At 71.1% G+C, this 21,197-nt stretch carries 18 protein-coding genes; 7 read left to right on the forward strand and 11 right to left on the reverse strand.

Annotated features, from left to right (window positions below; genetic code table 11):
- The first annotated feature begins 23 nt into the window (after window positions 1-23).
- Window positions 24-434 carry a hypothetical protein gene (locus QM626_RS13215; RefSeq protein ID WP_415077418.1) on the forward strand — a complete coding sequence of 137 codons (411 nt, stop codon included), beginning with the start codon at window positions 24-26 and terminating at the stop codon, window positions 432-434.
- 132 nt (window positions 435-566) lie between these two features.
- Here the strand turns inward: QM626_RS13215 and QM626_RS13220 are convergent, their stop codons facing one another.
- Entirely contained in the window at window positions 567-1,490 is a 924-nt protein-coding gene (locus QM626_RS13220) for a heme o synthase (protein ID WP_415077419.1), read from the reverse strand.
- A gap of 333 nt (window positions 1,491-1,823) precedes the next feature.
- On the opposite strand from QM626_RS13220, the gene tkt reads away from it, so the two are divergent.
- Genes tkt through pgl form a run of 6 tightly spaced genes read left to right on the forward strand, consistent with a single transcriptional unit; the run spans window position 1,824 to window position 9,924 of the window.
- Window positions 1,824-3,920 carry a transketolase gene (gene tkt / locus QM626_RS13225; RefSeq protein ID WP_415077420.1) on the forward strand — a complete coding sequence of 699 codons (2,097 nt, stop codon included), beginning with the start codon at window positions 1,824-1,826 and terminating at the stop codon, window positions 3,918-3,920.
- The gene (tal, locus tag QM626_RS13230; protein ID WP_415077421.1) at window positions 3,917-5,029 is read left to right on the forward strand and encodes a transaldolase; all 1,113 of its coding nucleotides are present in this window, start codon (window positions 3,917-3,919) and stop codon (window positions 5,027-5,029) included. Before tkt ends, tal begins: the two co-directional genes overlap by 4 nt.
- Window positions 5,026-6,645 (forward strand): glucose-6-phosphate isomerase, encoded by a 1,620-nt coding sequence (locus tag QM626_RS13235; protein ID WP_415077422.1) that lies wholly within the window; start codon window positions 5,026-5,028, stop codon window positions 6,643-6,645. The genes tal and QM626_RS13235 overlap by 4 nt, the downstream gene beginning before the upstream one ends.
- 13 nt (window positions 6,646-6,658) lie before the next feature.
- Window positions 6,659-8,209: a glucose-6-phosphate dehydrogenase gene (gene zwf, locus QM626_RS13240; protein ID WP_415077423.1), complete on the forward strand. Its 1,551-nt coding sequence runs from the start codon at window positions 6,659-6,661 to the stop codon at window positions 8,207-8,209.
- The gene (locus tag QM626_RS13245) at window positions 8,206-9,141 is read left to right on the forward strand and encodes a glucose-6-phosphate dehydrogenase assembly protein OpcA (RefSeq protein ID WP_415077424.1); all 936 of its coding nucleotides are present in this window, start codon (window positions 8,206-8,208) and stop codon (window positions 9,139-9,141) included. The genes zwf and QM626_RS13245 overlap by 4 nt, the downstream gene beginning before the upstream one ends.
- Window positions 9,142-9,159: 18 nt before the next feature.
- On the forward strand, window positions 9,160-9,924 hold the full coding sequence (gene pgl / locus QM626_RS13250) for a 6-phosphogluconolactonase (RefSeq protein WP_415077460.1): 765 nt from the start codon (window positions 9,160-9,162) through the stop codon (window positions 9,922-9,924).
- Between the two features lies 1 nt (window position 9,925).
- Here the strand turns inward: pgl and QM626_RS13255 are convergent, their stop codons facing one another.
- The 10 genes from QM626_RS13255 to uvrA form a co-directional block, all read right to left on the reverse strand.
- Window positions 9,926-10,279, reverse strand: a complete 354-nt coding sequence (locus tag QM626_RS13255) for an RNA polymerase-binding protein RbpA (protein WP_415077425.1) — start codon at window positions 10,277-10,279, stop codon at window positions 9,926-9,928.
- A gap of 2 nt (window positions 10,280-10,281) precedes the next feature.
- Window positions 10,282-10,533 (reverse strand): preprotein translocase subunit SecG, encoded by a 252-nt coding sequence (secG, locus tag QM626_RS13260; protein ID WP_415077426.1) that lies wholly within the window; start codon window positions 10,531-10,533, stop codon window positions 10,282-10,284.
- A 61-nt stretch (window positions 10,534-10,594) separates the two neighbouring features.
- On the reverse strand, window positions 10,595-11,383 hold the full coding sequence (gene tpiA, locus QM626_RS13265) for a triose-phosphate isomerase (RefSeq protein ID WP_415077427.1): 789 nt from the start codon (window positions 11,381-11,383) through the stop codon (window positions 10,595-10,597).
- Window positions 11,374-12,588 carry a phosphoglycerate kinase gene (locus QM626_RS13270; protein ID WP_415077428.1) on the reverse strand — a complete coding sequence of 405 codons (1,215 nt, stop codon included), beginning with the start codon at window positions 12,586-12,588 and terminating at the stop codon, window positions 11,374-11,376. The genes tpiA and QM626_RS13270 overlap by 10 nt, the downstream gene beginning before the upstream one ends.
- A 9-nt stretch (window positions 12,589-12,597) precedes the next feature.
- On the reverse strand, window positions 12,598-13,608 hold the full coding sequence (gap, locus tag QM626_RS13275; protein ID WP_415077429.1) for a type I glyceraldehyde-3-phosphate dehydrogenase: 1,011 nt from the start codon (window positions 13,606-13,608) through the stop codon (window positions 12,598-12,600).
- A 123-nt stretch (window positions 13,609-13,731) separates the two neighbouring features.
- Window positions 13,732-14,358: a superoxide dismutase gene (locus tag QM626_RS13280; RefSeq protein WP_415077430.1), complete on the reverse strand. Its 627-nt coding sequence runs from the start codon at window positions 14,356-14,358 to the stop codon at window positions 13,732-13,734.
- A 124-nt stretch (window positions 14,359-14,482) separates the two neighbouring features.
- Window positions 14,483-15,460: a DNA-binding protein WhiA gene (gene whiA, locus QM626_RS13285; RefSeq protein WP_415077431.1), complete on the reverse strand. Its 978-nt coding sequence runs from the start codon at window positions 15,458-15,460 to the stop codon at window positions 14,483-14,485.
- 40 nt (window positions 15,461-15,500) lie between these two features.
- Entirely contained in the window at window positions 15,501-16,382 is an 882-nt protein-coding gene (gene rapZ, locus QM626_RS13290) for an RNase adapter RapZ (protein WP_415077432.1), read from the reverse strand.
- A 25-nt stretch (window positions 16,383-16,407) separates the two neighbouring features.
- On the reverse strand, window positions 16,408-18,270 hold the full coding sequence (uvrC, locus tag QM626_RS13295; protein ID WP_415077433.1) for an excinuclease ABC subunit UvrC: 1,863 nt from the start codon (window positions 18,268-18,270) through the stop codon (window positions 16,408-16,410).
- A 1-nt stretch (window position 18,271) separates the two neighbouring features.
- Window positions 18,272-21,169, reverse strand: a complete 2,898-nt coding sequence (gene uvrA / locus QM626_RS13300; RefSeq protein WP_415077434.1) for an excinuclease ABC subunit UvrA — start codon at window positions 21,167-21,169, stop codon at window positions 18,272-18,274.
- Between the last annotated feature and the right edge of the window lie 28 nt (window positions 21,170-21,197).

Below are 21,197 nucleotides of genomic sequence, written 5' to 3' on the forward strand. Positions count from 1 at the left end.
CACGTTCGAGGAGTGACCCCGCAATGAACACCACCCCCCGCCTGACGCGCAGCTTCCCCTTCTGGCTGCTGCTCGTGGCCTCCCTCGCCAGCCTCGGCTACGGCGCCTGGCTGACGATCGACAAGCTCACCGTCATGACCAACACCCTGAACGACGGCACCGCGACCGGCGTCGAGGTGTACGTCGGCCAGTCGTGGGCCGTCTTCGCCGCCGCCTTCATCGGCGCGGGCCTGTTCGGCCTGTTCCTCACGCTCGCGCTCGTGATCGTGAAGTCGTTCGTCGCGCGGCCGGTCGAGGTCGTCGAGGCCATCGACTGGACCGACGAGGAGTACGCGGTCGACGACGAGCCCGTCGCCGAGGACGTCGTCGTCGAGACCGAGGTCGTCGCCGACGACGCCGACGCCGACGCCGACGAGAAGAGCGCGAAGCGCTGAGCGCCTTTCGCGAGCCCGTACTCCATCCGCGAACCCGTACCGGATCCACGGATTTCGAGTACGGGCTCGCGGCATGAGTACGGGCTCGCGGGAGTCGCGTCATGCGGCGGGGCGCGCCGCGGGGCGCCGCCGTCAGAACGGCAGCAGCGGGTCGACGGCGATCGCGACGAACAGCAGGGTCAGATACGTGATGGAGGCGTGGAACACGCGCATCGGTCGCGGCTCGGTGCCGCGCACCGCGCGGCCGTACATGCGGTGGGACTCGTACAGGAACCAGCCGCCGAACACGAACGCGGCGACGCCGTAGACCAGCCCCATCTGCGCGACCGGGATCAGCAGCAGCGAGCAGGCCACGGTCGCCCAGGCGTACAGGATGACCTGGAGGCCGACCTGCGAGCCGTTGCGGGTCGCGCCGAGCATGGGCACGTCGACGTCCTCGTACTCGTCCCGGTACTTCATCGACAGCGGCCAGTAGTGCGGCGGCGTCCATAGGAACACGAGCACGAACAGGATGCCGGCCGCCCACGACAGCGTGCCCGTCACGGCGCTCCAGCCGATCACGACCGGGAAGCAGCCCGCGATCCCGCCCCACACGATGTTCTGCTCGGTGCGGCGCTTGAGCAGGATCGTGTAGATCACGACGTAGAAGAAGATGGCGGCGGCCGAGAGCGCGGCGGCGAGCCAGTTGGTGGTCACGAGCAGCCACAGCGTGGAGACGACCGCGAGCGTCCACGCGAAGATCAGGGCGCCGCGCGGCGAGACCTCGCCGGTGACCAGCGGCCGGTTCTCGGTGCGCTGCATGTGCGCGTCGATGTCACGATCGAGGTACATGTTGAACGCCGCGGCCGATCCGGCGCTCAGCGAGCCTCCGACGACGGTGGCGAGCACGAGCCACAGGCTCGGCAGACCGCCCTGCGCGAGGATCATCACCGGCACCGTCGTCACCAGCAGCAGCTCGAGCACCCGCGGCTTGGTCAGCGCGATGTAGGCGCGGACCGTGGCGCCGAGCGAGTGGTGGCCGACCGTGGCGTCGATCCCCGTGGTCGTGATGTCCATCTCCCCCGCATTTCGCCGGCTGCGCAACTCCCCCAAGTCTATGGCATCGCCCGGAGCCGCCTCCGCCGGCGCCGGGGCCGGCGAGGGCGCTCTCACAACGGCCGGTCCGTGCTCGTGAGCGGATCGTGATGCGCGCGTCATCCTCCCGTCACCGGGCGCGCCGACGCGTGCCGAAGAGTATGTCGCGCAGTTGCCTCTCATGGCCTCGGCGGCGAGCCGCTTCGCTATGCTGGGCAATACGCGCGCCCGGCGCCGATCCCCCTTCTCCACCCGGACAAGGGCCGCGGTTCGGTCATGGCCTGGGCGCTCCGAATCCATGAGAAAGGCGGCCCGGTGTCGGAGCTTCGTTGGGATGAGATCGACCGGCGCGCGGTGGACACCGCGCGGGTGCTCGCGGCGGACGCGGTGGAGAAGGTCGGCAACGGCCACCCCGGCACCGCGATGAGCCTGGCCCCGGCCGCGTACCTGCTGTATCAGCGCGTGCTGCGTCACGACCCCGCGGACCCGCACTGGCTCGGCCGCGACCGCTTCGTCCTCTCCGCCGGCCACTCGTCGCTGACCCAGTACGTGCAGCTCTACCTCGGCGGGTTCGGGCTCGAGCTGACCGACCTGGAGGCGCTGCGCACCTGGGGCTCGCTGACGCCCGGCCATCCCGAGTACGGGCACACCAAGGGCGTCGAGATCACGACCGGCCCGCTCGGCCAGGGCCTGGCCTCCTCGGTCGGCTTCGCGTACGCGTCCCGCTACGAGCGCGGCCTGTTCGACCCGGATGCCGCGCCCGGCACCTCCCCGTTCGACCACTTCATCTACGTCATCGCCTCCGACGGCGACCTGGAGGAGGGCGTGACCAGCGAGGCGTCGAGCCTGGCCGGCCACCAGCAGCTCGGCAACCTCGTCGTCATCTACGACTCCAACCAGATCTCCATCGAGGACGACACGAACGTCGCGTTCACCGAGGACGTCGCCGCCCGGTACGAGGCCTACGGCTGGCAGGTCCAGACCGTGGACTGGAAGAAGACCGGCCAGTACGTCGAGGACGTCGCGGAGCTGTACGACGCGATCGAGCGGGCCAAGGGCGAGACCGACAAGCCGAGCCTGATCATCCTCAAGACGATCATCGGCTGGCCCTCCCCCGGCAAGCAGAACTCCGGCAAGGTGCACGGCTCGGCGCTCGGGGCGGAGGAGCTGGCCGCGACCAAGAAGGTGCTCGGCTTCGACCCGGAGCAGCACTTCGCCGTCGCCGACGACGTCATCGCCCACACCCGCGAGCTGGTGACCCGCGGCGAGGCCGAGAAGGCCGCCTGGCAGCAGGCGTTCGACGAATGGGCGGCCGCGAACCCGGAGCGGAAGGCGCTCCTGGACCGGCTGCAGGCCCGCGAGCTGCCGGAGGACATCGCCGACGCGCTGCCGGTGTTCCCCGCGGGCAAGGACGTCTCGACCCGTGCGGCGTCCGGGCAGGTCATCAACGCCCTCGCCGAGCGGCTGCCGGAGCTGTGGGGCGGCTCGGCCGACCTGGCCGAGTCGAACCTCACGACGATCAAGGGCGCGGCGTCCTTCATCCCGCAGGAGTGGTCGACGCACGAGTGGAGCGGCTCGCCGTACGGGCGGGTGCTCCACTTCGGCATCCGCGAGCACGCGATGGGCTCGATCCTCAACGGCATCGTGCTCCACGGGCCGACGCGTCCGTTCGGCGGCACGTTCCTGATCTTCAGCGACTACATGCGCCCGCCGGTGCGGCTGTCCGCCCTCATGAACATCCCGACGCTGTTCGTGTGGACGCACGACTCGATCGCCCTGGGCGAGGACGGCCCCACGCACCAGCCGATCGAGCAGCTGGCCACGCTGCGCGCCATCCCGAACTTCACGCTGGTGCGTCCCGCCGACGCGACCGAGACCGCCGTGGTGTGGCTCGAGCTGCTGCGCCGGCACGGCGGACCCGCCGGTCTCGCCCTGACCCGCCAGAACATCCCGGTGTACGAGCGCGGCGACGGGGACGCCGACGGCGACACGTTCGCGTCCGCCGCCGCGGCCGTGCGCGGCGCGTACGTGCTCGCCGAGGCCCCCGAGGGGAGGATCGACGTCATCCTGATCGCCACCGGCTCCGAGGTGTCCCTCGCCGTCGACGCCCGCGCACGGCTCGCCGACGTCGGCATCGGCGCCCGTGTCGTGTCGGCCCCGAGCCTGGAGTGGTTCGCCGAGCAGGACGCGGACTACCGCGAGGCGGTGCTGCCGAGCGCCGTCAAGGCCCGCGTGTCGATCGAGGCGGGCACGGCGCTGAGCTGGCGCGGCATCGTCGGGGACACCGGCCGGTCGATCTCCATCGAGCACTTCGGCGCCTCCGCCGACTACAAGACGCTGTTCGAGAAGTTCGGCTTCACCACCGAGGCCGTCGTTTCGGCGGCGTCCGAGACCATCAAGGAGAACGCATGAGCACGCCCACCGAGCAGCTGTCCGCCGCCGGAGTGAGCATCTGGCTCGACGACCTCTCGCGTTCGCGCATCACCTCCGGCAACCTCGCCGACCTGATCGCGTCGCGAGACGTCGTGGGGGTCACGACGAACCCGACGATCTTCCAGGGCGCGATCGGCAACAAGGACGACGACTCCTATGCGGCGAGGCTGGCCGAGCTCGCGCAGCAGGGCGCGGATGTCGACGCGGCGATCTTCGCCCTGACGACCGAGGACGTGCAGGCCGCGGCCGACATCTTCCGTCCCGTGTACGAGGCGACCGACGGCGTGGACGGCCGGGTGTCGATCGAGGTGTCCCCCGACCTCGCCCACGACACGGCGGCCACGATCGCCGAGGCGAAGAAGCTGTGGGCGAAGGTCGACCGTCCGAACGCGCTCATCAAGATCCCCGCCACGAAGGCGGGCCTGCCCGCCATCACCGAGGTGATCGGGGCGGGCATCAGCGTGAACGTCACCCTCATCTTCTCGCTCGAGCGCTACGCCGAGGTCATCGAGGCCTACCTCGCCGGCGTCGAGAAGGCGCGGGACGCCGGGATCGACGTGTCCAAGATCCAGTCCGTCGCGTCGTTCTTCGTCTCGCGGGTGGACACCGAGGTCGACAAGCGGCTGACCGCGATCGGCACGGATGCCGCGCTGGCGCTGAAGTCGAAGGCGGGGGTGGCCAACGCCCGGCTCGCGTACGAGCTGTTCGAGCAGGCCTTCGGCACCTCGCGCGCCCGCGACCTCGTCGAGGGCGGCGCGACGGTGCAGCGTCCGCTGTGGGCCTCCACGGGCGTGAAGGACCCCGCCCTGCCCGACACGCTGTATGTGACCGAGCTGGTCGCGGCCGGCACGGTGAACACGATGCCGGCCAAGACGCTCGAGGCGGCGTTCGACCACGCCGTGATCACGGGTGACACGGTCACCGGCGAGTACGCCGACGCGCACGCCGTGTTCGACGACCTCGCCGCGGTCGGCGTCGACTTCGCCGACGTCACCCAGGTGCTCGAGGACGAGGGGGTCGAGAAGTTCATCGTCTCGTGGCACGACCTCCAGGACACCGTCCGCGCCGCCCTGGAGCAGGCCAAGTGAGCTTCGAGATCCACCTGAGCGGCCCCGTCCAGGACGTCGTGGCGCAGACGCTCCCGGGGCTGGCGTCCTCGCTCGTGGCGTCCGGGATCACCGCGCAGGACGCCGCCCTCTGGGGCGCGGCCGCCGAGGCGGAGGCCGCGAGACGCCTGGGCTGGGTCGACGCGGTCACCGTCTCCCGGCCGCTCGTGTCCGAGATCGAGACGCTGCGGGACGTGCTCCGCGCGGACGGCGTCACCCGCATCGTGCTGGCCGGCATGGGCGGGTCGTCGCTGGCGCCCGAGGTCATCGCCGCGACCTCCGGCGTGCCGCTGGTCGTCCTCGACTCGACCGCTCCCGGACAGGTGCTCGCCGCTCTCGACGGCGACGCCGAGGCCGGCGGGCTGGCCCAGACGGCGCTCGTCGTCGCGTCCAAGAGCGGCTCCACGGTCGAGACGGATTCCGCCAAGCGCGCGTTCGAGGCCGCGTTCCGCGATCTGGGCATCGACCCGGCCGGCCGGATCGTCGTGGTCACCGACCCGGGTTCCCCGCTGGACGTGTCGGCGCGCGCCGACGGGTACACCGTCTTCAACGCCGACCCGACCGTCGGCGGCCGCTACTCCGCGCTGACCGCCTTCGGGCTGGTGCCGGCGGGCCTGGCCGGCGCCGACATCGGCGAGCTGCTCGACGAGGCCGAGGCCACCCTGCTCGAGGTCTCCATCGACGATCCGCGCAATCCGGCCCTGGTCCTCGCGGCGGCGATCGCCGGCGGCGAGCCCCGCAAGGACAAGCTGGGCCTGGTCTCCGACGGGACGCACATCCAGGGCCTGCCGGACTGGATCGAGCAGCTGATCGCCGAGTCCACCGGCAAGGACGGCACCGGCATCCTGCCGGTCGTGCTCCTGCCGGTCTCGCCCGAGGTCGAGAACCCCCCGGCCGACCTGCAGATCGTGCGGTTCGTCGACAACGCCCACCACGACCACCTGTTCGAGCGCCATCACGGCGAGGTGCTGATCGCGGGATCGCTGGGCGCCCAGTTCATCGTGTGGAAGTACGCCACGGCGATCGCCGGCCGGATGCTGGGCATCGATCCGTTCGACCAGCCCGACGTCGAGTCCGCCAAGGAGGCGACCCGCGGGCTGCTGGACGCCAGGCCGGAGCAGGCCGCGCCGGCGTTCACCGCCGCGGGCGTCGAGGTGCGCGTCAGCGACCCGGAGCTGGCCGCCTCCGGCACGGTCGCCGGTGTCCTGGACGCCCTGTGGGCCCGGGTGCCGGACGACGGCTACGTCGCGATCCAGGCCTACGTGAACCGGCTCGAGCTGCCCCAGCTGGAGGGGCTCCGGGAGCTCGCCGCCGCGGACTCGGGCCGGCCCGCCACGTTCGGCTGGGGTCCGCGGTTCCTGCACTCGACGGGGCAGTTCCACAAGGGCGGGCCCGCCACCGGGGTCTTTCTGCAGATCCTCGAGCAGACGGACGTCGACGTCGAGATCCCCGGCCGGCCGTTCACCTTCGGCGAGCTGATCGCGGCGCAGGCCGCCGGCGACGCGAGCGTGCTCGCCGCGCACGGCCGTCCGGTCGTCACGATCACCCTCACCGATCCGCAGGCAGAGGTCCTCACCCTCTTCGAAGCCGCCCAGTAGGAGGCCAGGCCCCATGACCGTGGCGATCTCACGCTCCCACAACCCGCTGCGCGATCCGGACGACCGCCGGCTCAGCCGCATCGCCGGCCCCAGCGCACTGGTGATCTTCGGCGTGACCGGCGACCTGTCGCGCAAGAAGCTCATGCCGGCGGTGTACGACCTCGCCAACCGGGGGCTGCTGCCCCCCGGGTTCGGTCTCGTCGGGTTCGCCCGGCGAGACTGGGCCGACGAGGACTTCGCCCAGGTGGTGTACGACGCGGTGCGCACGCATTCCCGCACCGAGTTCCGCGAGGAGACCTGGCAGCAGCTGCTGCAGGGGATCCGCTTCGTCCAGGGCGAGTTCGACGACCCGGAGGCGTTCCGGCGGCTCCGCGACACCGTCGAGAGGCTCGACACCGAGCGCGGCACGATGGGCAACCACGCCTACTACCTGTCGATCCCGCCGAAGAACTTCGCGACCGTGGCCCGGCAGCTCAAGGACTCCGGTCTCGTCGACGACACCGCGGGCGCCTCCGACCGGTGGCGGCGCGTCGTGATCGAGAAGCCGTTCGGGCACGACCTCGACTCCGCCCGGGCGCTGAACGACGCGCTGCGCAGCGCCTTCCCGGCCGACTCGATCTTCCGCATCGACCACTACCTCGGCAAGGAGACGGTGCAGAACATCCTCGCGCTCCGTTTCGCCAACGAGCTGTACGAGCCGATCTGGAACCGCAACTACGTCGACCACGTGCAGATCACGATGGCCGAGGACATCGGCGTCGGCGGCCGCGCCGGCTACTACGACGGCATCGGCGCGGCGCGCGACGTCATCCAGAACCACCTGCTGCAGCTGCTCGCCCTGACGGCGATGGAGGAGCCCATCGGCTTCGACGCGACGCAGCTGCGGGCGGAGAAGGAGAAGGTGCTGGCCGCGGTCAGCGTGCCCGACGACCTCGCGCTCGCGACCGCGCGCGGCCAGTACGCCGGCGGCTGGCAGGGCGGCGAGAAGGTGACCGGCTTCCTCGACGAGGACGGCATGGACCCGCGCTCGACGACCGAGACCTACGCCGCCGTCAAGCTCGAGATAGGCACCCGCCGCTGGTCCGGCGTCCCGTTCTACCTGCGCACCGGCAAACGCCTCGGACGCCGCGTCACCGAGATCGCGGTCGTGTTCAAGCGCGCCCCCGAGCACCTGTTCGGCCGCCACGCGATCTCCAGCCTCGGTCAGAACGCGCTGGTCATCCGGGTGCAGCCCGACGAGGGCGTGACGATCCGGTTCGGGTCGAAGGTGCCGGGCGCCGACACGCAGGTCCGCGACGTGACGATGGACTTCGGCTACGGGCACGCGTTCACGGAGGCCAGCCCCGAGGCGTACGAACGCCTCATCCTGGACGTGCTGCTGGGCGACCCGCCCCTGTTCCCCCGCCACGAGGAGGTCGAGCTCAGCTGGAAGATCCTCGACCCGATCGAGCGGTTCTGGACCGCGGAGGGCGGACCGCTGGAGCAGTACGCCCCCGGCTCCTGGGGCCCGGCGTCCGCCGATGAGCTCCTCGCCCGCGATGGCCGCACCTGGAGGCGCCCGTGATCGTCGACCTGCCCGACACGAACGTCAGCAAGATCTCGAAGGCGCTCGTGAGCGTCCGCGAGGAGGGCGGCGCCGTCGCCCTCGGCCGCGTGCTGACCCTCATCATCCTCAGCCACCACGGCGTCGACGAGGAGGCCATCGAGGCCGCCAACGACGCCTCGCGCGAGCATCCGATGCGCGTCATCGTGCTGATCGAGAAGGATCCGGACGCCGAGCCGCGACTCGACGCGCAGATCCGCGTCGGCGGCGACGCCGGCGCGAGCGAGGTCGTCGTGCTGCACGCGTACGGGGCGGCCGGGTCGAACTCGGAGAGCCTGGTGACCGGTCTGCTGCTGCCGGACGCCCCGGTCGTGGCCTGGTGGCCGGGTGACACCCCGCCGGTGCCGTCGCAGACCGCGATCGGCCGGATCGCGCAGCGCCGCATCACGGACGCCGCCACGCAGGCCGACCCGCACGCGTGGGTCGCGGGCCTGGGCGCCCTCTACGCCCCCGGCGACACCGACCTCGCGTGGACGCGGCTGACCCGCTGGCGCGAGCAGCTCGCGGCCGTGCTCGACCAGCCGCCGTACGAGACGGTGACCGCCGCGGAGGTGCTCGGCGGCGTCGACTCGCCATCGACGCCGCTGCTGGCCGCGTGGCTCGGGCTGCAGCTGGACGTGCCGGTCAGCTGGCGGTACCTGCCGACCGACGAATGGGCCAGCGGCATCAAGTCGGTGCGCCTGACCCGCGCGGACGGCGACATCCTGCTGGCCCGCCCCGAGTCGGCGGTCGCCGTGCTGACCCAGCCCGGCCAGCCGACCCACGAGCTCGCCTTCCCCCGCCGTTCGCTGCGCGAATGCCTCGCGGAGGAGCTGCGACGCCTCGACCCCGACCTCCTGTATGGTCGGGTCATCACCCAGAGCCGCGTGCTGCTGGATCTGAGCGACGCCTAGGAGGCATGCGTGGCCGGGATCACCGCCGAGAAGCGAGTCGTGGTCCGACCGGATGCGGAGTCGCTGGCGGCCGAGGTCGCCGCCCGGTTCATCGGACGTCTCCTCGCCCGCACCTCGGCCGGCAAGACGACCCACGTCTCGCTGACGGGCGGGTCGATGGGCGCCCGCGTGCTGGCCGCCGCGGCCGCTGATCCCCGCCGGGACCAGGTCGACTGGTCGCTCGTGCACTTCTGGTGGAGCGACGAGCGCTTCGTCCCGCGCGGAGACGCCGACCGCAACGACGTCGGCGCCTTCGCCGCGCTGCTGGACCAGGTCGCGACCCCCGGGAACGTGCACACGATGGCCGGCAGCGACGACGGGCTGGGCCTGGACGCCGCCGCCGACGCCTATGCCGCAGAGCTGGCGCGCTTCGCGGACCCCGACGTGGGCGCGTGGCCCTCGTTCGACATCTGCTTCCTGGGCGTCGGTCCCGACGCCCACATCGCATCGCTGTTCCCGGACCGCCCGGAGATCCGCGTGACCGAGCGCGCCGCGCTCGCCGTGCGGGACTCGCCCAAGCCGCCGCCCGAGCGCATCACGGTGACCCGGCCGGTCATCAACTCGTCACGCCGCGTGTGGCTCGTGCTGACCGGGGCCGACAAGGCGTCCGCCCTGGGTCTCGCGGTCGCCGGCGCCAGCTATCAGAGCGTCCCCGCGGCGGGAGCCAAGGGACGCAAGGCCACCGTGTTCTTCGTCGACGAGGCCGCGGCGGCGCAGCTGCCCCCGCAGTCGATCGAGGACTGAGCTACTGCCCGCGACGCGCGCGCAGCTTCTGCAGCGCCTCGTCGAGCAGCTGCTCGGCCTCGTCCTCGGTGCGACGCTCCTTCACGTAGGCCAGGTGCGTCTTGTAGGGCTCCGTCTTCGACAGCGCCGGCGGGTTCTCCCTGTCGCGACCGGCGGGAAGACCCGAATGGGGCGAGTCGATCGTGTCCGGGATCTCCTCCTCCGGGATGCCGGCGGCGAAGTAGCGGACGGTCTCGTTGCCCAGCGCGTCCCAGTACGAGACCGCGACACGGTCGGCGTGGAAGCCGTGGTCCTGCTCCCCCATGGGACCGGCCCCGACACGCGTGCCGCGGATGGCGTTGCCCCCCGTGGCCACGGCTACACCAGCCCCGTGAACTTGGTGATCAGCCCGAGCGCCACGATCGAGACGAACCACAGCAGCGCCAGCACCACCGTGAAGCGGTTGAGGTTCCGCTCGGCGAGGCCGGACGAGCCGAGCGCCGAGCTCATGCCGCCGCCGAACATGTCGGACAAGCCGCCGCCACGCCCCTTGTGGAGCAGGATCAGCAGGGTCAGCAGCAGGCTCGTGATGCCGAGGATCACCTGCAGCACGAACTCGAGGATCTCCACGGGTCGCAACCTTTCCGTGCGCCCGTTCTCCGGTCGCACGAGGATCAAGTATACGGCGGCGTCAGACGCCGACGTGCTTCTGGTACCGGATGATGGCGGCGAACTCGTCGGCGACCAGGCTCGCGCCACCCACCAGGGCGCCGTCCACGTCGGGCTCGCGCATGAAGCTCGCGATGTTCGAGGACTTCACCGAGCCGCCGTACAGGATGCGGGTGCGTGCCGCGGCATCCGCTCCGACCACGCGCGCGACGACCTCCCGGAGCTTCGCGCACACCTCCTGCGCCTGCTCGGGCGTCGCGGCCTGGCCGGAGCCGATGGCCCACACCGGCTCGTAGGCGACGACGATGTCGGCGTCGGCGGGCACTCCCGCCAGCGCGATCTCGAGCTGGCCCACCGGGACGGCGCTCGCGCCGAACTCCTCCAGGTCCGCCGCGGTCTCTCCCACGCAGATCACCGGCACCAGGCCGTGCCGGAGAGCGGCCTGCACCTTCGCCGCGACGACCTCGTCGGTCTCGTCGTGGTACTCGCGCCGCTCGGAGTGGCCGATGATGACGTAACGGCAGTCGAGCTTGGCCAGGAACGCGCCCGACACCTCGCCCGTGTACGCCCCCGAGTCGTGGACCGAGAGGTCCTGCGCGCCGAGCGCGAACGCGATCTTGTCCGCGTCGATGAGCGTCTGCGCGGTGCGCAGATCGGTGAACGGCGGGAAGATCGCCACCTCCACCGAGTCGTTCTCGTGACCGGCGTCCTTGAGCGTCCAGTGCAGCTTCTGCACCAGCGCCACGGTCTGCAGGTGGTCGAGGTTCATCTTCCAGTTGCCCGCGATCAGCGGGGTTCGGCTCAGGACCATCCGAGCACCTCCAGTCCGGGAAGCTTCTTGCCTTCGAGGAACTCCAGGCTCGCCCCGCCGCCGGTGGAGATGTGGCCGAAGTCGGAGTCCGCGAACCCGAGCTGCCGCACCGCCGCGGCGGAGTCGCCGCCGCCGACGACGGACAGGCCGTCGACCTGGGTCAGGGCCTTCGCGACCGCCTTGGTGCCCGCGGCGAACGCCGGCATCTCGAACACGCCCATCGGGCCGTTCCAGAAGACCGTCTTCGACCCGCGGATCGCGTCGGCGAAGATCTCCGCCGTCGCCGGACCGATGTCCAGGCCCAGACCGTCGGCGCCGAACGCGGTGTCCTCGAGCGCGTCGGCGGGGGCGACCACGTGCTCGGCGTCCGCGCTGAAGGACGCCGCCATCACGGCGTCGACGGGCAGGAGCAGCTCGACGCCCTTCTCCGCCGCGGTGGCCATGTAGCCGGTGACGGTGTCGATCTGGTCCGCCTCGAGCAGCGACGTGCCGACGCGGTAGCCCTTCGCGGCGAGGAAGGTGAACAGCATCCCGCCGCCGACGAGGATCTTGTCCGCGCGCGGCAGCAGGTGCGCGATGACGCCCAGCTTGTCGCTGACCTTCGAGCCGCCGAGCACGACCGTGTACGGCCGCTCCGGGTTCTCGGTGAGACGGTCGAGCACGTCGACCTCCTTCTCGATGAGGAACCCGGCGGCGGAGGGGATGAGCTCGGCGAGGTCGTAGACGCTGGCCTGCTTGCGGTGCACCACCCCGAAGCCGTCGGAGACGAGCACCTCTCCCAGCTCCGCCAGCCGACCGGCGAAGGCGCGGCGCTCGGCGTCGTCCTTCGCCGTCTCTCCGGGGTTGAACCGCAGGTTCTCGATGACGGCGACATCCCCGTCCGCGAGGGAGGCGACGGCCTCGTGCGCCGACTCGCCCACGGTGTCGCGGGCGAACGCGACCGGCTTGCCGAGCAGCTCGGACAGTCGCTGCGCGACCGGCTCGAGGCTGTACTTCGGGTCGGGGGCGCCGTCGGGGCGGCCCAGGTGCGAGCAGACGATCAGGCGAGCGCCCTGCTCGATCAGGGCGTCGAGGGTCGGGAGCGTCGCCCGCACACGGCCGTCGTCCGTGATGACCCCGTCCCGCAGGGGGACGTTCAGGTCAGCACGGACGATGACGCGCTTGCCGGCGAGCGCCCCCAGCGAGGCGAGGGTGCGCAGTGCCATGGCCGGATCTCAGAGCTTGGCGGCGACGAGCTCGGTCAGGTCGACGAGGCGGTTGGAGTAGCCCCACTCGTTGTCGTACCACGACGACACCTTGACCAGGTTGCCGCTGACGTTGGTCTGTCCGGCGTCGAAGACCGAGGAGTGCGGGTCGTGCACGATGTCGGTCGACACGATCGCGTCGGTGTTGTACTTCAGGTAGCCCACCAGGGCGCCCTCGGCGGCGGCCTTCTCGTAGGCGGCGTTGATCGCCTCGGCGGTCAGTCCCTCCGTGGGCGTGATCAGCGTGAGGTCGACGATCGAGCCGGTGGGCACCGGGACACGGTAGGACGAGCCGCTGAGCTTGCCGTTGAGCTCGGGCAGCACCAGGCCGATCGCCTTGGCCGCGCCGGTCGCGGCCGGGACGATGTTGATGGCGGCGGCACGCGCGCGGTGCAGGTCGCCGTGCGGGCCGTCCTGCAGGTTCTGGTCGGCCGTGTAGGCGTGCGCGGTCATCATGAAGCCGCGCTCGATGCCGAAGTTGTCGTTGAACACCTTCGCGAGCGGGGCGAGGCAGTTGGTGGTGCAGGAGGCGTTGGAGATGACGTGCATCGTCGCCGGGTCGTAGTCGCCGTCGTTGACGCCCATGACGAAGGTGCCGTCGACGTCGGTGCCGGGCGCGGAGATGATGACCTTCTTGGCGCCGCCGTCGATGTGCTTCTTCGCGTCGACGGCCTTCGTGAACCGGCCGGTGGACTCGATCACGATGTCGACGCCCAGCTCGCCCCAGGGGAGGTTCGCGGGGTCGCGCTCTTCGAACACCTTGATGCTCTTGCCGCCGACGGTGATGGAGTCGCCGTCGTAGGAGACCTCCTCGGCGAGGCGTCCGCCGACCGAGTCGTACTTCAGGAGATGCGCGAGGGTCTTGTTGTCGGTGAGGTCGTTCACCGCCACGATGTCCAGGTCCGCGCCCTGCTCGAGGGCCGCTCGCAGGAAGTTGCGTCCGATCCGGCCGAAGCCGTTGATGCCGATCTTGACGGTCACGGTGTCTCCCGTTTTCTTGTCGCGCCGCGAAGGCTCGTTGCCTCGCGCGGCAGGAGGTTTGGAGGGTGTGGCAGGAGGATGCCGGGGCCCCGCGGTACGGGACCCCGGAGCATCCTCAACCGGTCACGACACTACCAGCAGACCCGCCGTCTTCTCGCGGGCGGCGGCGAAGCGGGACTGCACGTTTGCCCAGTTCACGATGTTCCAGAACGCCTTCACGTAGTCCGCGCGGACGTTCTTGTAGTCGAGGTAATACGCGTGCTCCCACACGTCCAGCAGCAGCAGCGGAACGGTGCCCGCGGCGAACTGGGACTGCTGGTCGAAGAACTGCTGGATGATCAGGTTCTCGCCGATCGAGTCCCAGAACAGCCCGGCCCAGCCGGAGCCCTGCACGCCGAGGGCGGCGGCGGTGAAGTGGGCCTGGAACTTGTCGAACGAGCCGAAGTGGTCGCCGATCGCCGCCTCGAGCTCGCCGGTGGGCTTGTCGCCGCCGTCCGGGGAGAGGTTGGTCCACCAGATGGTGTGGTTGGTGTGTCCGCCGAGGTTGAACGCGAGGTCCTTCTCGAGCTTGTTCACGTTCGCGAGGTTCCCGCTGTCACGGGCCTCCGCGAGCTGCTCGAGCGCGGTGTTCGCACCCGTCACATACGCCTGGTGGTGCTTGTCGTGGTGCAACTCCGTGATCGTCGCGCTGATGTGCGGCTCCAGCGCGGCGTAGTCGTACGGGAGCTCGGGCAACGTGTACTTCGCCATGTCCTCTTCTTCCTGTCGGCGCCGCGCCGGACTCCCCGACGCGGCGAGGGTGACGGTGTTCATCCTAGTGACCGGGAACGGGGCGGCACCGGGGTTGATTCCCATGTGACGGCATGCGACGAGCTCAGTCCTCGACGCCGGCCGGCACCGCCGACTCGGTGCCGGGGACGCCGTCGGCCTCGGCCTTCTTGTCCGCCATGGCGAGCAGGCGCCGGATGCGGCCGGCCACGGCGTCCTTCGTCAGCGGCGGGTCGGCGTGGTGACCGAGCTCGTCCAGGCTCGCGTCACGGTGCGCGAGGCGCAGCTCGCCGGCCTCCCGCAGGTGATCGGGGATCGAGTCGCCGAGGATCTGCATCGCGCGCTCCACCCGCGCGCATGCCGCGACGGCCGCCTGCGCGGAGCGACGCAGGTTCGCATCGTCGAAGTTGACGAGCCGGTTGACGCCCGCGCGCACCTCGCGACGCTGACGGAGCTGGTCCCATTCCTCGGCTGCGCTGCGTGCGCCCATCTCGGCCAGAGCGGTCCGGATGGCCTCGCCCTCGCGCACCACGACGCGCGGCGCGCCGCGCACCTCGCGCGCCTTCGCGCCGATGCCGATGCGGTGGCCCGCGCCCACGAGCGCCATGGCGGCCTCCCCCGTCGGGCATGCGATCTCGAGCGCGGCGGAGCGACCGGGGTCGGTGAGGGTGCCGGCGGCGAGGAACGCCCCCCGCCAGACGGCCGCGAGGTCGGGGCGCGCGCCGGTGGTGAGCCGGTTGGGCAGACCCCGCACCGGCCGACGGCGCACGTCGAGCAGCCCGGTCTGACGGGCGAGGGTCTCGCCGCCCTCGATGACGCGCACGGCGACGTGGCTGCCGGCGCGACCGGCGGAGCCCTGCACGTGGGCGAGCTCCGGGCGCACGCCGTACAGCTCGACGAGGTCGCGGCCGACGCGGCGGGCGAGCTGCTCCGAGTCGAGCTCGGCCTCCACGGCGACGCGGCCCGCGATCGAGTGCAGGCCCCCGGCGAACCGGAGCACGGTCGTCAGTTCCGCCGCCCGGGCGGAGGGACGCGGGTCCCGCACCGTGATGAGTTCGGCCTTCACGTCGGCGGTCAGCGGCACAGTACTCCTCAAGCAGGCGGATGGGGAACGACGTCCCAGCCTACTCGCGCCCGAGGTCGCGGTGCGTGACGGCGACCGCCACGCCGTGCACGTCGGCGAGCAGCCCGGCGAGCTCCTGCGCCATGACCACCGAGCGGTGCTTCCCCCCGGTGCAGCCGATGGCCACGATGGAATGCCGCTTGTTCTCGCGCTGATACCCCTCCAGCACCGGGCGCAGCGCTCGCGCATAGGCGTCGAGGAACTCCCGCGCGCCGGGCTGGTCGAGCACGAAGTCCTTGACCGCCTCGTCCTGCCCGGTGAGGGAGCGCAGCTCCTCGGTCCAGAACGGGTTGGGCAGGAACCGCATGTCGGCGACGAGGTCGGCGTCCGGGGGCAGCCCGTATTTGAAGCCGAAGCTCATCACGGTCAGCGTGTGGGCCGGCGCGCCCTCGGCGGCGAACAGCTCGCCGATCCTCGTCGTGAGATCGTGGACGTTGTACGTGCTCGTGTCGAGGATCACGTCGGCGCTCTCGCGCAGCGGGGCGAGCAGCGCGCGTTCGCGTCGGATGCCGTCGACGATCGTCCCGCGCTGCTGCAGCGGATGTGGACGCCGCACCGCCTCGAACCGGCGCACCAGCACGTCGTCGCTCGCGTCGAGGAACAGCACCCGCACGGGGCGCCCGTCCCGCAGCGACAGCGCCGCCTCCGGGAGACCGGCGAACATCTCCCGGCCGCGCACGTCGACGACGGCCGCGACGCGCGGCACCGCGCCCTGGGCGAGGTCGGAGAGCTCGAGCAGCGGGCGCAGCATCTGCGGCGGCAGGTTGTCCACGACGTACCAGTCGAGGTCCTCGAGCGCGTTCGCGACCGTCGATCGGCCGGCGCCGGACATGCCGGTGACGATGAGCACCTCGCCTGCGTTCCGGGCCTGATCTTCCGACATTCTCCCGCTCTCGTTCGCGCCCAGCCTAGCGAGCGGCGAGATGCTCGTGCACCGCGGTCGCGAGCTTCGGGCCGATCCCCGGCAGCTCGGCGATCTCGGCGGCCGACGCCTTGCGCAGCGCGGCGACGGAGCCGAAGCGGCGCAGGAGCGCCTTGATGCGCGCCTCGCCGAGGCCGGGGACCTCGGTCAGCACCGTCGTGATGTCGCGTCCCCGCCGTCTGCGCTGGTGCGTGATCGCGAACCGGTGGGCCTCGTCGCGCAGCCGTTGCACGAGATAGAGCGCCTCGGAGGTGCGGGGCAGGATGACCGGGTAGTCCTGGTCCGGCAGCCAGATCTCCTCGAGCCGCTTCGCGATGCCGCACAGCGCGATCTCGGGGTGACCGGCGCCTGCCAGCGCCCGCGCGGCCGCGGCGACCTGCGGCTGCCCGCCGTCGACGACGAGCAGCTGCGGCGGATACGCGAAGCGGGGGCGCTTGCCGCCCTCCTCCGACTGCGGCTCGGGCCGGTCGAGGTAGGCGAGGCGGCGGGTCAGCACCTGGAACAGCGAGTCGGTGTCGTCGGTGGTCTCGGGCACCGAGAACGAGCGGTACTGGTCCTTGCGCGGCAGCCCGTCCTCGAACACGACCATGGAGGCGACGACGTTCGTGCCGGACAGGTGGGACACGTCGTAGCACTCGATGCGCAGCGGCGCCTCCGCCAGGTCGAGCGCCTCCTGCAGGTCGGTGAGCGCCTGCGTGCGGGCGACGTAGTCGCTGGAGCGACGGGTCTTGTGCAGCATCAGCGCCTGCTGCGCGTTCAGCGTCGCCGTCTTCATCAGCTCGGCCTTGCGCCCCCGCTGCGCGACCTGCACCGAGACGCTGCGCCCGCGCTTCTCGCGCAGCCACTGCTCGAGCTCGGCCGCGTCGTCGGGCAGCTGCGGCACGAGCACCTGCTTCGGGATGTCGGCGGCCGCGGCGTCCCCGTAGGTGCGCTGGAGCACCTGATCGACGAGGTCGGCGCCGGAGATGTCGATCTCCTTGTCGACGGTGGTGGCGCGCACGCCGCGCACCCGCCCGCCGCGCACGACGAAGTGCTGCACGGCGGCGGCCAGCTCGTCCTCGGCGATGCCGAACAGGTCCGCATCCGTGTCGCCTGGCAGCACGAGCGCGCTGCGGGTGAGCACGGCGTCGATCGCGGCCAGCTTGTCGCGGTACGCGGCGGCCGCCTCGTACTCCATGGCCGCGGCGGCGTCGTTCATGCGGGCGGTGAGCTCGCGGGTGAACCGCTGGTCGCCGCCGGACATGAAGGCGACGAAGTCGTCGACGATGGCGCGGTGCTCGGCGATCGTGACGGTCATCGAGCACGGGCCCCCGCAGCGTCCGATCTGCCCCGGGAAGCACGGGCGGCCGGTCGCCATCGCCTTCTTGTACGACGCGTCCGAGCAGGTGCGGATCGGGAACACCTTGATCATCAGGTCGATCGTGTCGTGCACCGCCCACACCTTCGGGTACGGCCCGAAGTACTTCGCCCCTGAGATGCGGTGGTTGCGCGTGACGATGACGCGGGGCGCCTCGTCGGCGAGCGTGATCGCCAGGTACGGGTAGGACTTGTCGTCCTTGTAGCGCACGTTGAACGGCGGCGTGAACTCCTGGATCCACATGTACTCGAGCTGGAGCGCCTCGACGTCGCTGCCGACCACGGTCCACTCGACGGATGCCGCCGTGGTGACCATGCGGCGGGTGCGCTCGTGCAGCGTGTGCAGCGGGGCGAAGTAGTTCGAGAGCCGCGCGCGCAGGTTCTTCGCCTTGCCGACGTAGAGGATACGGCCGTCGGCGTCGCGGAACCGGTAGACGCCGGGGCTGGTCGGGATCTCCCCCGCCTTCGGCCGGTACGGCAGCACGTCCGCCATCTCAGCCGGCCTTGCGCGCGGCGGGCGCCCCCAGGATCTCGGCGAGGAACGCGCCGGTGTGGCTGGCCGGCTCCGCGGCGATCTGCTCGGGGGTCCCGGTGGCCACGACCGTGCCCCCGCCGGAGCCGCCCTCGGGGCCGAGGTCCACGACCCAGTCGGCGGACTTGATGACATCGAGGTTGTGCTCGATGACGATGACGGTGTTCCCCTTGTCGACCAGCCCGTTCAGCACCTCGAGGAGCTTTCGGACGTCTTCGAAGTGCAGACCCGTGGTCGGCTCGTCGAGGACGTAGACGCTGCGCCCGTTGGACCGGCGCTGCAGCTCGGTCGCGAGCTTGACGCGCTGCGCCTCCCCGCCCGACAGCGTCGTCGCGGACTGGCCGAGCCGCACATAGCCGAGGCCGACCTCGACGAGCGTCCGCAGATAGCGGTGGATCGCCTGGATCGGCTCGAAGAACACGGCCGCCTCGGCGATCGGCATGTCGAGCACCTCGGCGATGTTCTTGCCCTTGTAGTGCACCGTCAGCGTGTCGCGGTTGTACCGCTGGCCGTGACAGACCTCGCAGTCGACGTACACGTCGGGCAGGAAGTTCATCTCGATCTTGATGGTGCCGTCGCCCGCGCACGCCTCGCAGCGCCCGCCCTTGACGTTGAAGCTGAACCGGCCCGGCTGATAGCCGCGCGCCTTCGCCTCCGGCGTCTCGCTGAACAGGGTCCGGATGCGGTCGAACACCCCGGTGTAGGTCGCCGGGTTCGAGCGGGGCGTGCGCCCGATGGGGGCCTGGTCGACGTGCACGACCTTGTCGAGCTCCTCCAGTCCGGTGACGCGCGTGTGCTTGCCCGGCACGGTGCGGGCGCCGTTCAGGCGCGCGGCGAGCACCTGGTACAGGATGTCGTTCACGAGCGACGACTTGCCCGAGCCGCTGACGCCGGTGACCGCGGTCATCACCCCGAGCGGGAAGGACGCCGTGATGTTGCGCAGGTTGTTCTCCCGCGCGCCGACGACGGTCAGCTGACGCTTGCGGTCGATGCGTCGACGCGTCGACGGCGTCGGGATGGCGCGGCGGCCGGCGAGGTAGTCGCCGGTGAGCGAGGACTTCTCGGCCAGCAGCTCGGCGTAGGGGCCGGAGTGCACGACCGTGCCGCCGTCGACGCCGGCACGCGGGCCGATGTCGACGATCCAGTCGGCGGCCTGGATGGTCTCCTCGTCGTGCTCGACGACGATGAGGGTGTTCCCCAGGTCCTTCAGCGTCGTCAGCGTCTCGATGAGCCGGCGGTTGTCCCGCTGGTGCAGCCCGATCGAGGGCTCGTCGAGCACGTACAGGACGCCGGTCAGGCCCGATCCGATCTGGGTGGCCAGGCGGATCCGCTGCGCCTCCCCGCCGGAGAGCGAGCCGGCCGAGCGACCGAGGCTCAGGTAGTTCAGGCCCACCTGGATCAGGAAGTCGAGCCGCGCCCGGATCTCGCGCAGCACGGCGGCGGCGATCGTCGCCTCCCGGTCGGTGAGCTCGAGGTCGGCGAAGTAGCGCTGCGCCTCGGCGAGGCTCAGCCGCGAGGCGTCGGCGATCGAGTGACCGTGCACCAGCACGGCGAGCACCTCGGGCTTGAGCCGGTCGCCGGCGCACACCGGGCACGGCACCTCGCGCAGGTACTCCCCCCATCGCGCCCGCTGGTTGTCGGACTCCGCCTGCTGGTACTGCCGCTCGATGTAGGGCACGACGCCCTCGAAGCCGGAGGTGTAGCGCATCTCCCGGCCGTAGCGGTTCTTGAACCGGACGGTGACCTTGAAGTTGTCGCCGTGCAGCACGGCGTCCCGGATCTCGGGCGGCAGGTCCTTCCACGACGTCGACAGCGAGAAGCCCAGGTCGTCGGCGAGCCCTTCGAGCAGCCGCTCGTAGTACTGGAACAGTCCCTTGCCCTGCGTGGTCCACGGGATCAGCACGCCGTCACGGATCGAGAGCTCCTCGTCGCCGAGCATCAGGTCGGTGTCCACCGACATGCGCGTGCCCAGGCCGGAGCAGGCGGGGCAGGCGCCGAAGGGCGCGTTGAACGAGAAGGTCCGGGGCTCGATCTCGGTCAGCGCCAGCGGGTGGCCGTTCGGGCAGGCGAGCTTCTCGCTGAAGCTCTGCCACGCGGCATCCCCCTCCTCGTCGACGAAGTTGACCTGCACGATGCCGCCGGTGAGCCCCAGCGCGGTCTCCACCGAGTCGGTGACACGGCTCAGGATGTCGGGGCCGGCCACGAGCCGGTCGACGACGACCGCGATGTCGTGCTTGTAGCTCTTCTTCAGCGCCGGCGGCTCGGACAGCTGCACGAGCTCGCCGTCGACCACCGCACGTGCGTAGCCCTTCGCGCTGAGCTCGGCGAACAGGTCGACGAACTCGCCCTTCTTCTGCGTGACCACCGGCGCCACGATCTGATACCGCGTGCGCTCCGGCAGCTCCATCAGCCGGTCCGCGATCTGCTGCACGGTCTGCCGCTGGATGACCTCGCCGCACTCGGGGCAGTGCGGCACGCCGATGCGCGCCCACAGCAGACGCATGTAGTCGTGGATCTCGGTGATGGTGCCGACCGTGGAGCGCGGGTTGCGGTTGGTCGACTTCTGGTCGATGCTCACCGCGGGACTCAGCCCCTCGATGAAGTCGACGTCGGGACGGTCGACCTGGCCGAGGAACTGCCGCGCGTAGGAGCTCAGCGACTCGACGTAGCGGCGCTGCCCTTCCGCGAAGATCGTGTCGAACGCGAGGCTCGACTTGCCCGACCCGGACAGACCCGTGAACACGACGAGGCTCTCCCGGGGGATGTCGACGTCGACGTCGCGCAGATTGTGGACGCGGGCGCCGCGGACGCTGAGCTTTCCGGCGCTGTGGGCATGGTCGGACACGGGGACGATGGGCACGCGCCAAGTCTAGGCAGGGCCTCGGACA

Origin of the sequence: Microbacterium sp., assembly GCF_047606385.1 — a bacterium.
Taxonomy (GTDB): Bacteria; Actinomycetota; Actinomycetes; order Actinomycetales; family Microbacteriaceae; genus Microbacterium.

Coding starts and splice junctions, on each gene's coding strand:
- QM626_RS13215 (WP_415077418.1), top strand. CDS start 24: ATGAACACCACCCCCCGCCTGACGCGCAGCTTCCCCTTCTGGCTGCTG.
- QM626_RS13220 (WP_415077419.1), bottom strand. CDS start 1,490: ATGGACATCACGACCACGGGGATCGACGCCACGGTCGGCCACCACTCG.
- tal (WP_415077421.1), top strand. CDS start 3,917: ATGAGCACGCCCACCGAGCAGCTGTCCGCCGCCGGAGTGAGCATCTGG.
- zwf (WP_415077423.1), top strand. CDS start 6,659: ATGACCGTGGCGATCTCACGCTCCCACAACCCGCTGCGCGATCCGGAC.
- tpiA (WP_415077427.1), bottom strand. CDS start 11,383: ATGGTCCTGAGCCGAACCCCGCTGATCGCGGGCAACTGGAAGATGAAC.
- QM626_RS13270 (WP_415077428.1), bottom strand. CDS start 12,588: ATGGCACTGCGCACCCTCGCCTCGCTGGGGGCGCTCGCCGGCAAGCGC.
- QM626_RS13280 (WP_415077430.1), bottom strand. CDS start 14,358: ATGGCGAAGTACACGTTGCCCGAGCTCCCGTACGACTACGCCGCGCTG.
- rapZ (WP_415077432.1), bottom strand. CDS start 16,382: ATGTCGGAAGATCAGGCCCGGAACGCAGGCGAGGTGCTCATCGTCACC.
- uvrC (WP_415077433.1), bottom strand. CDS start 18,270: ATGGCGGACGTGCTGCCGTACCGGCCGAAGGCGGGGGAGATCCCGACC.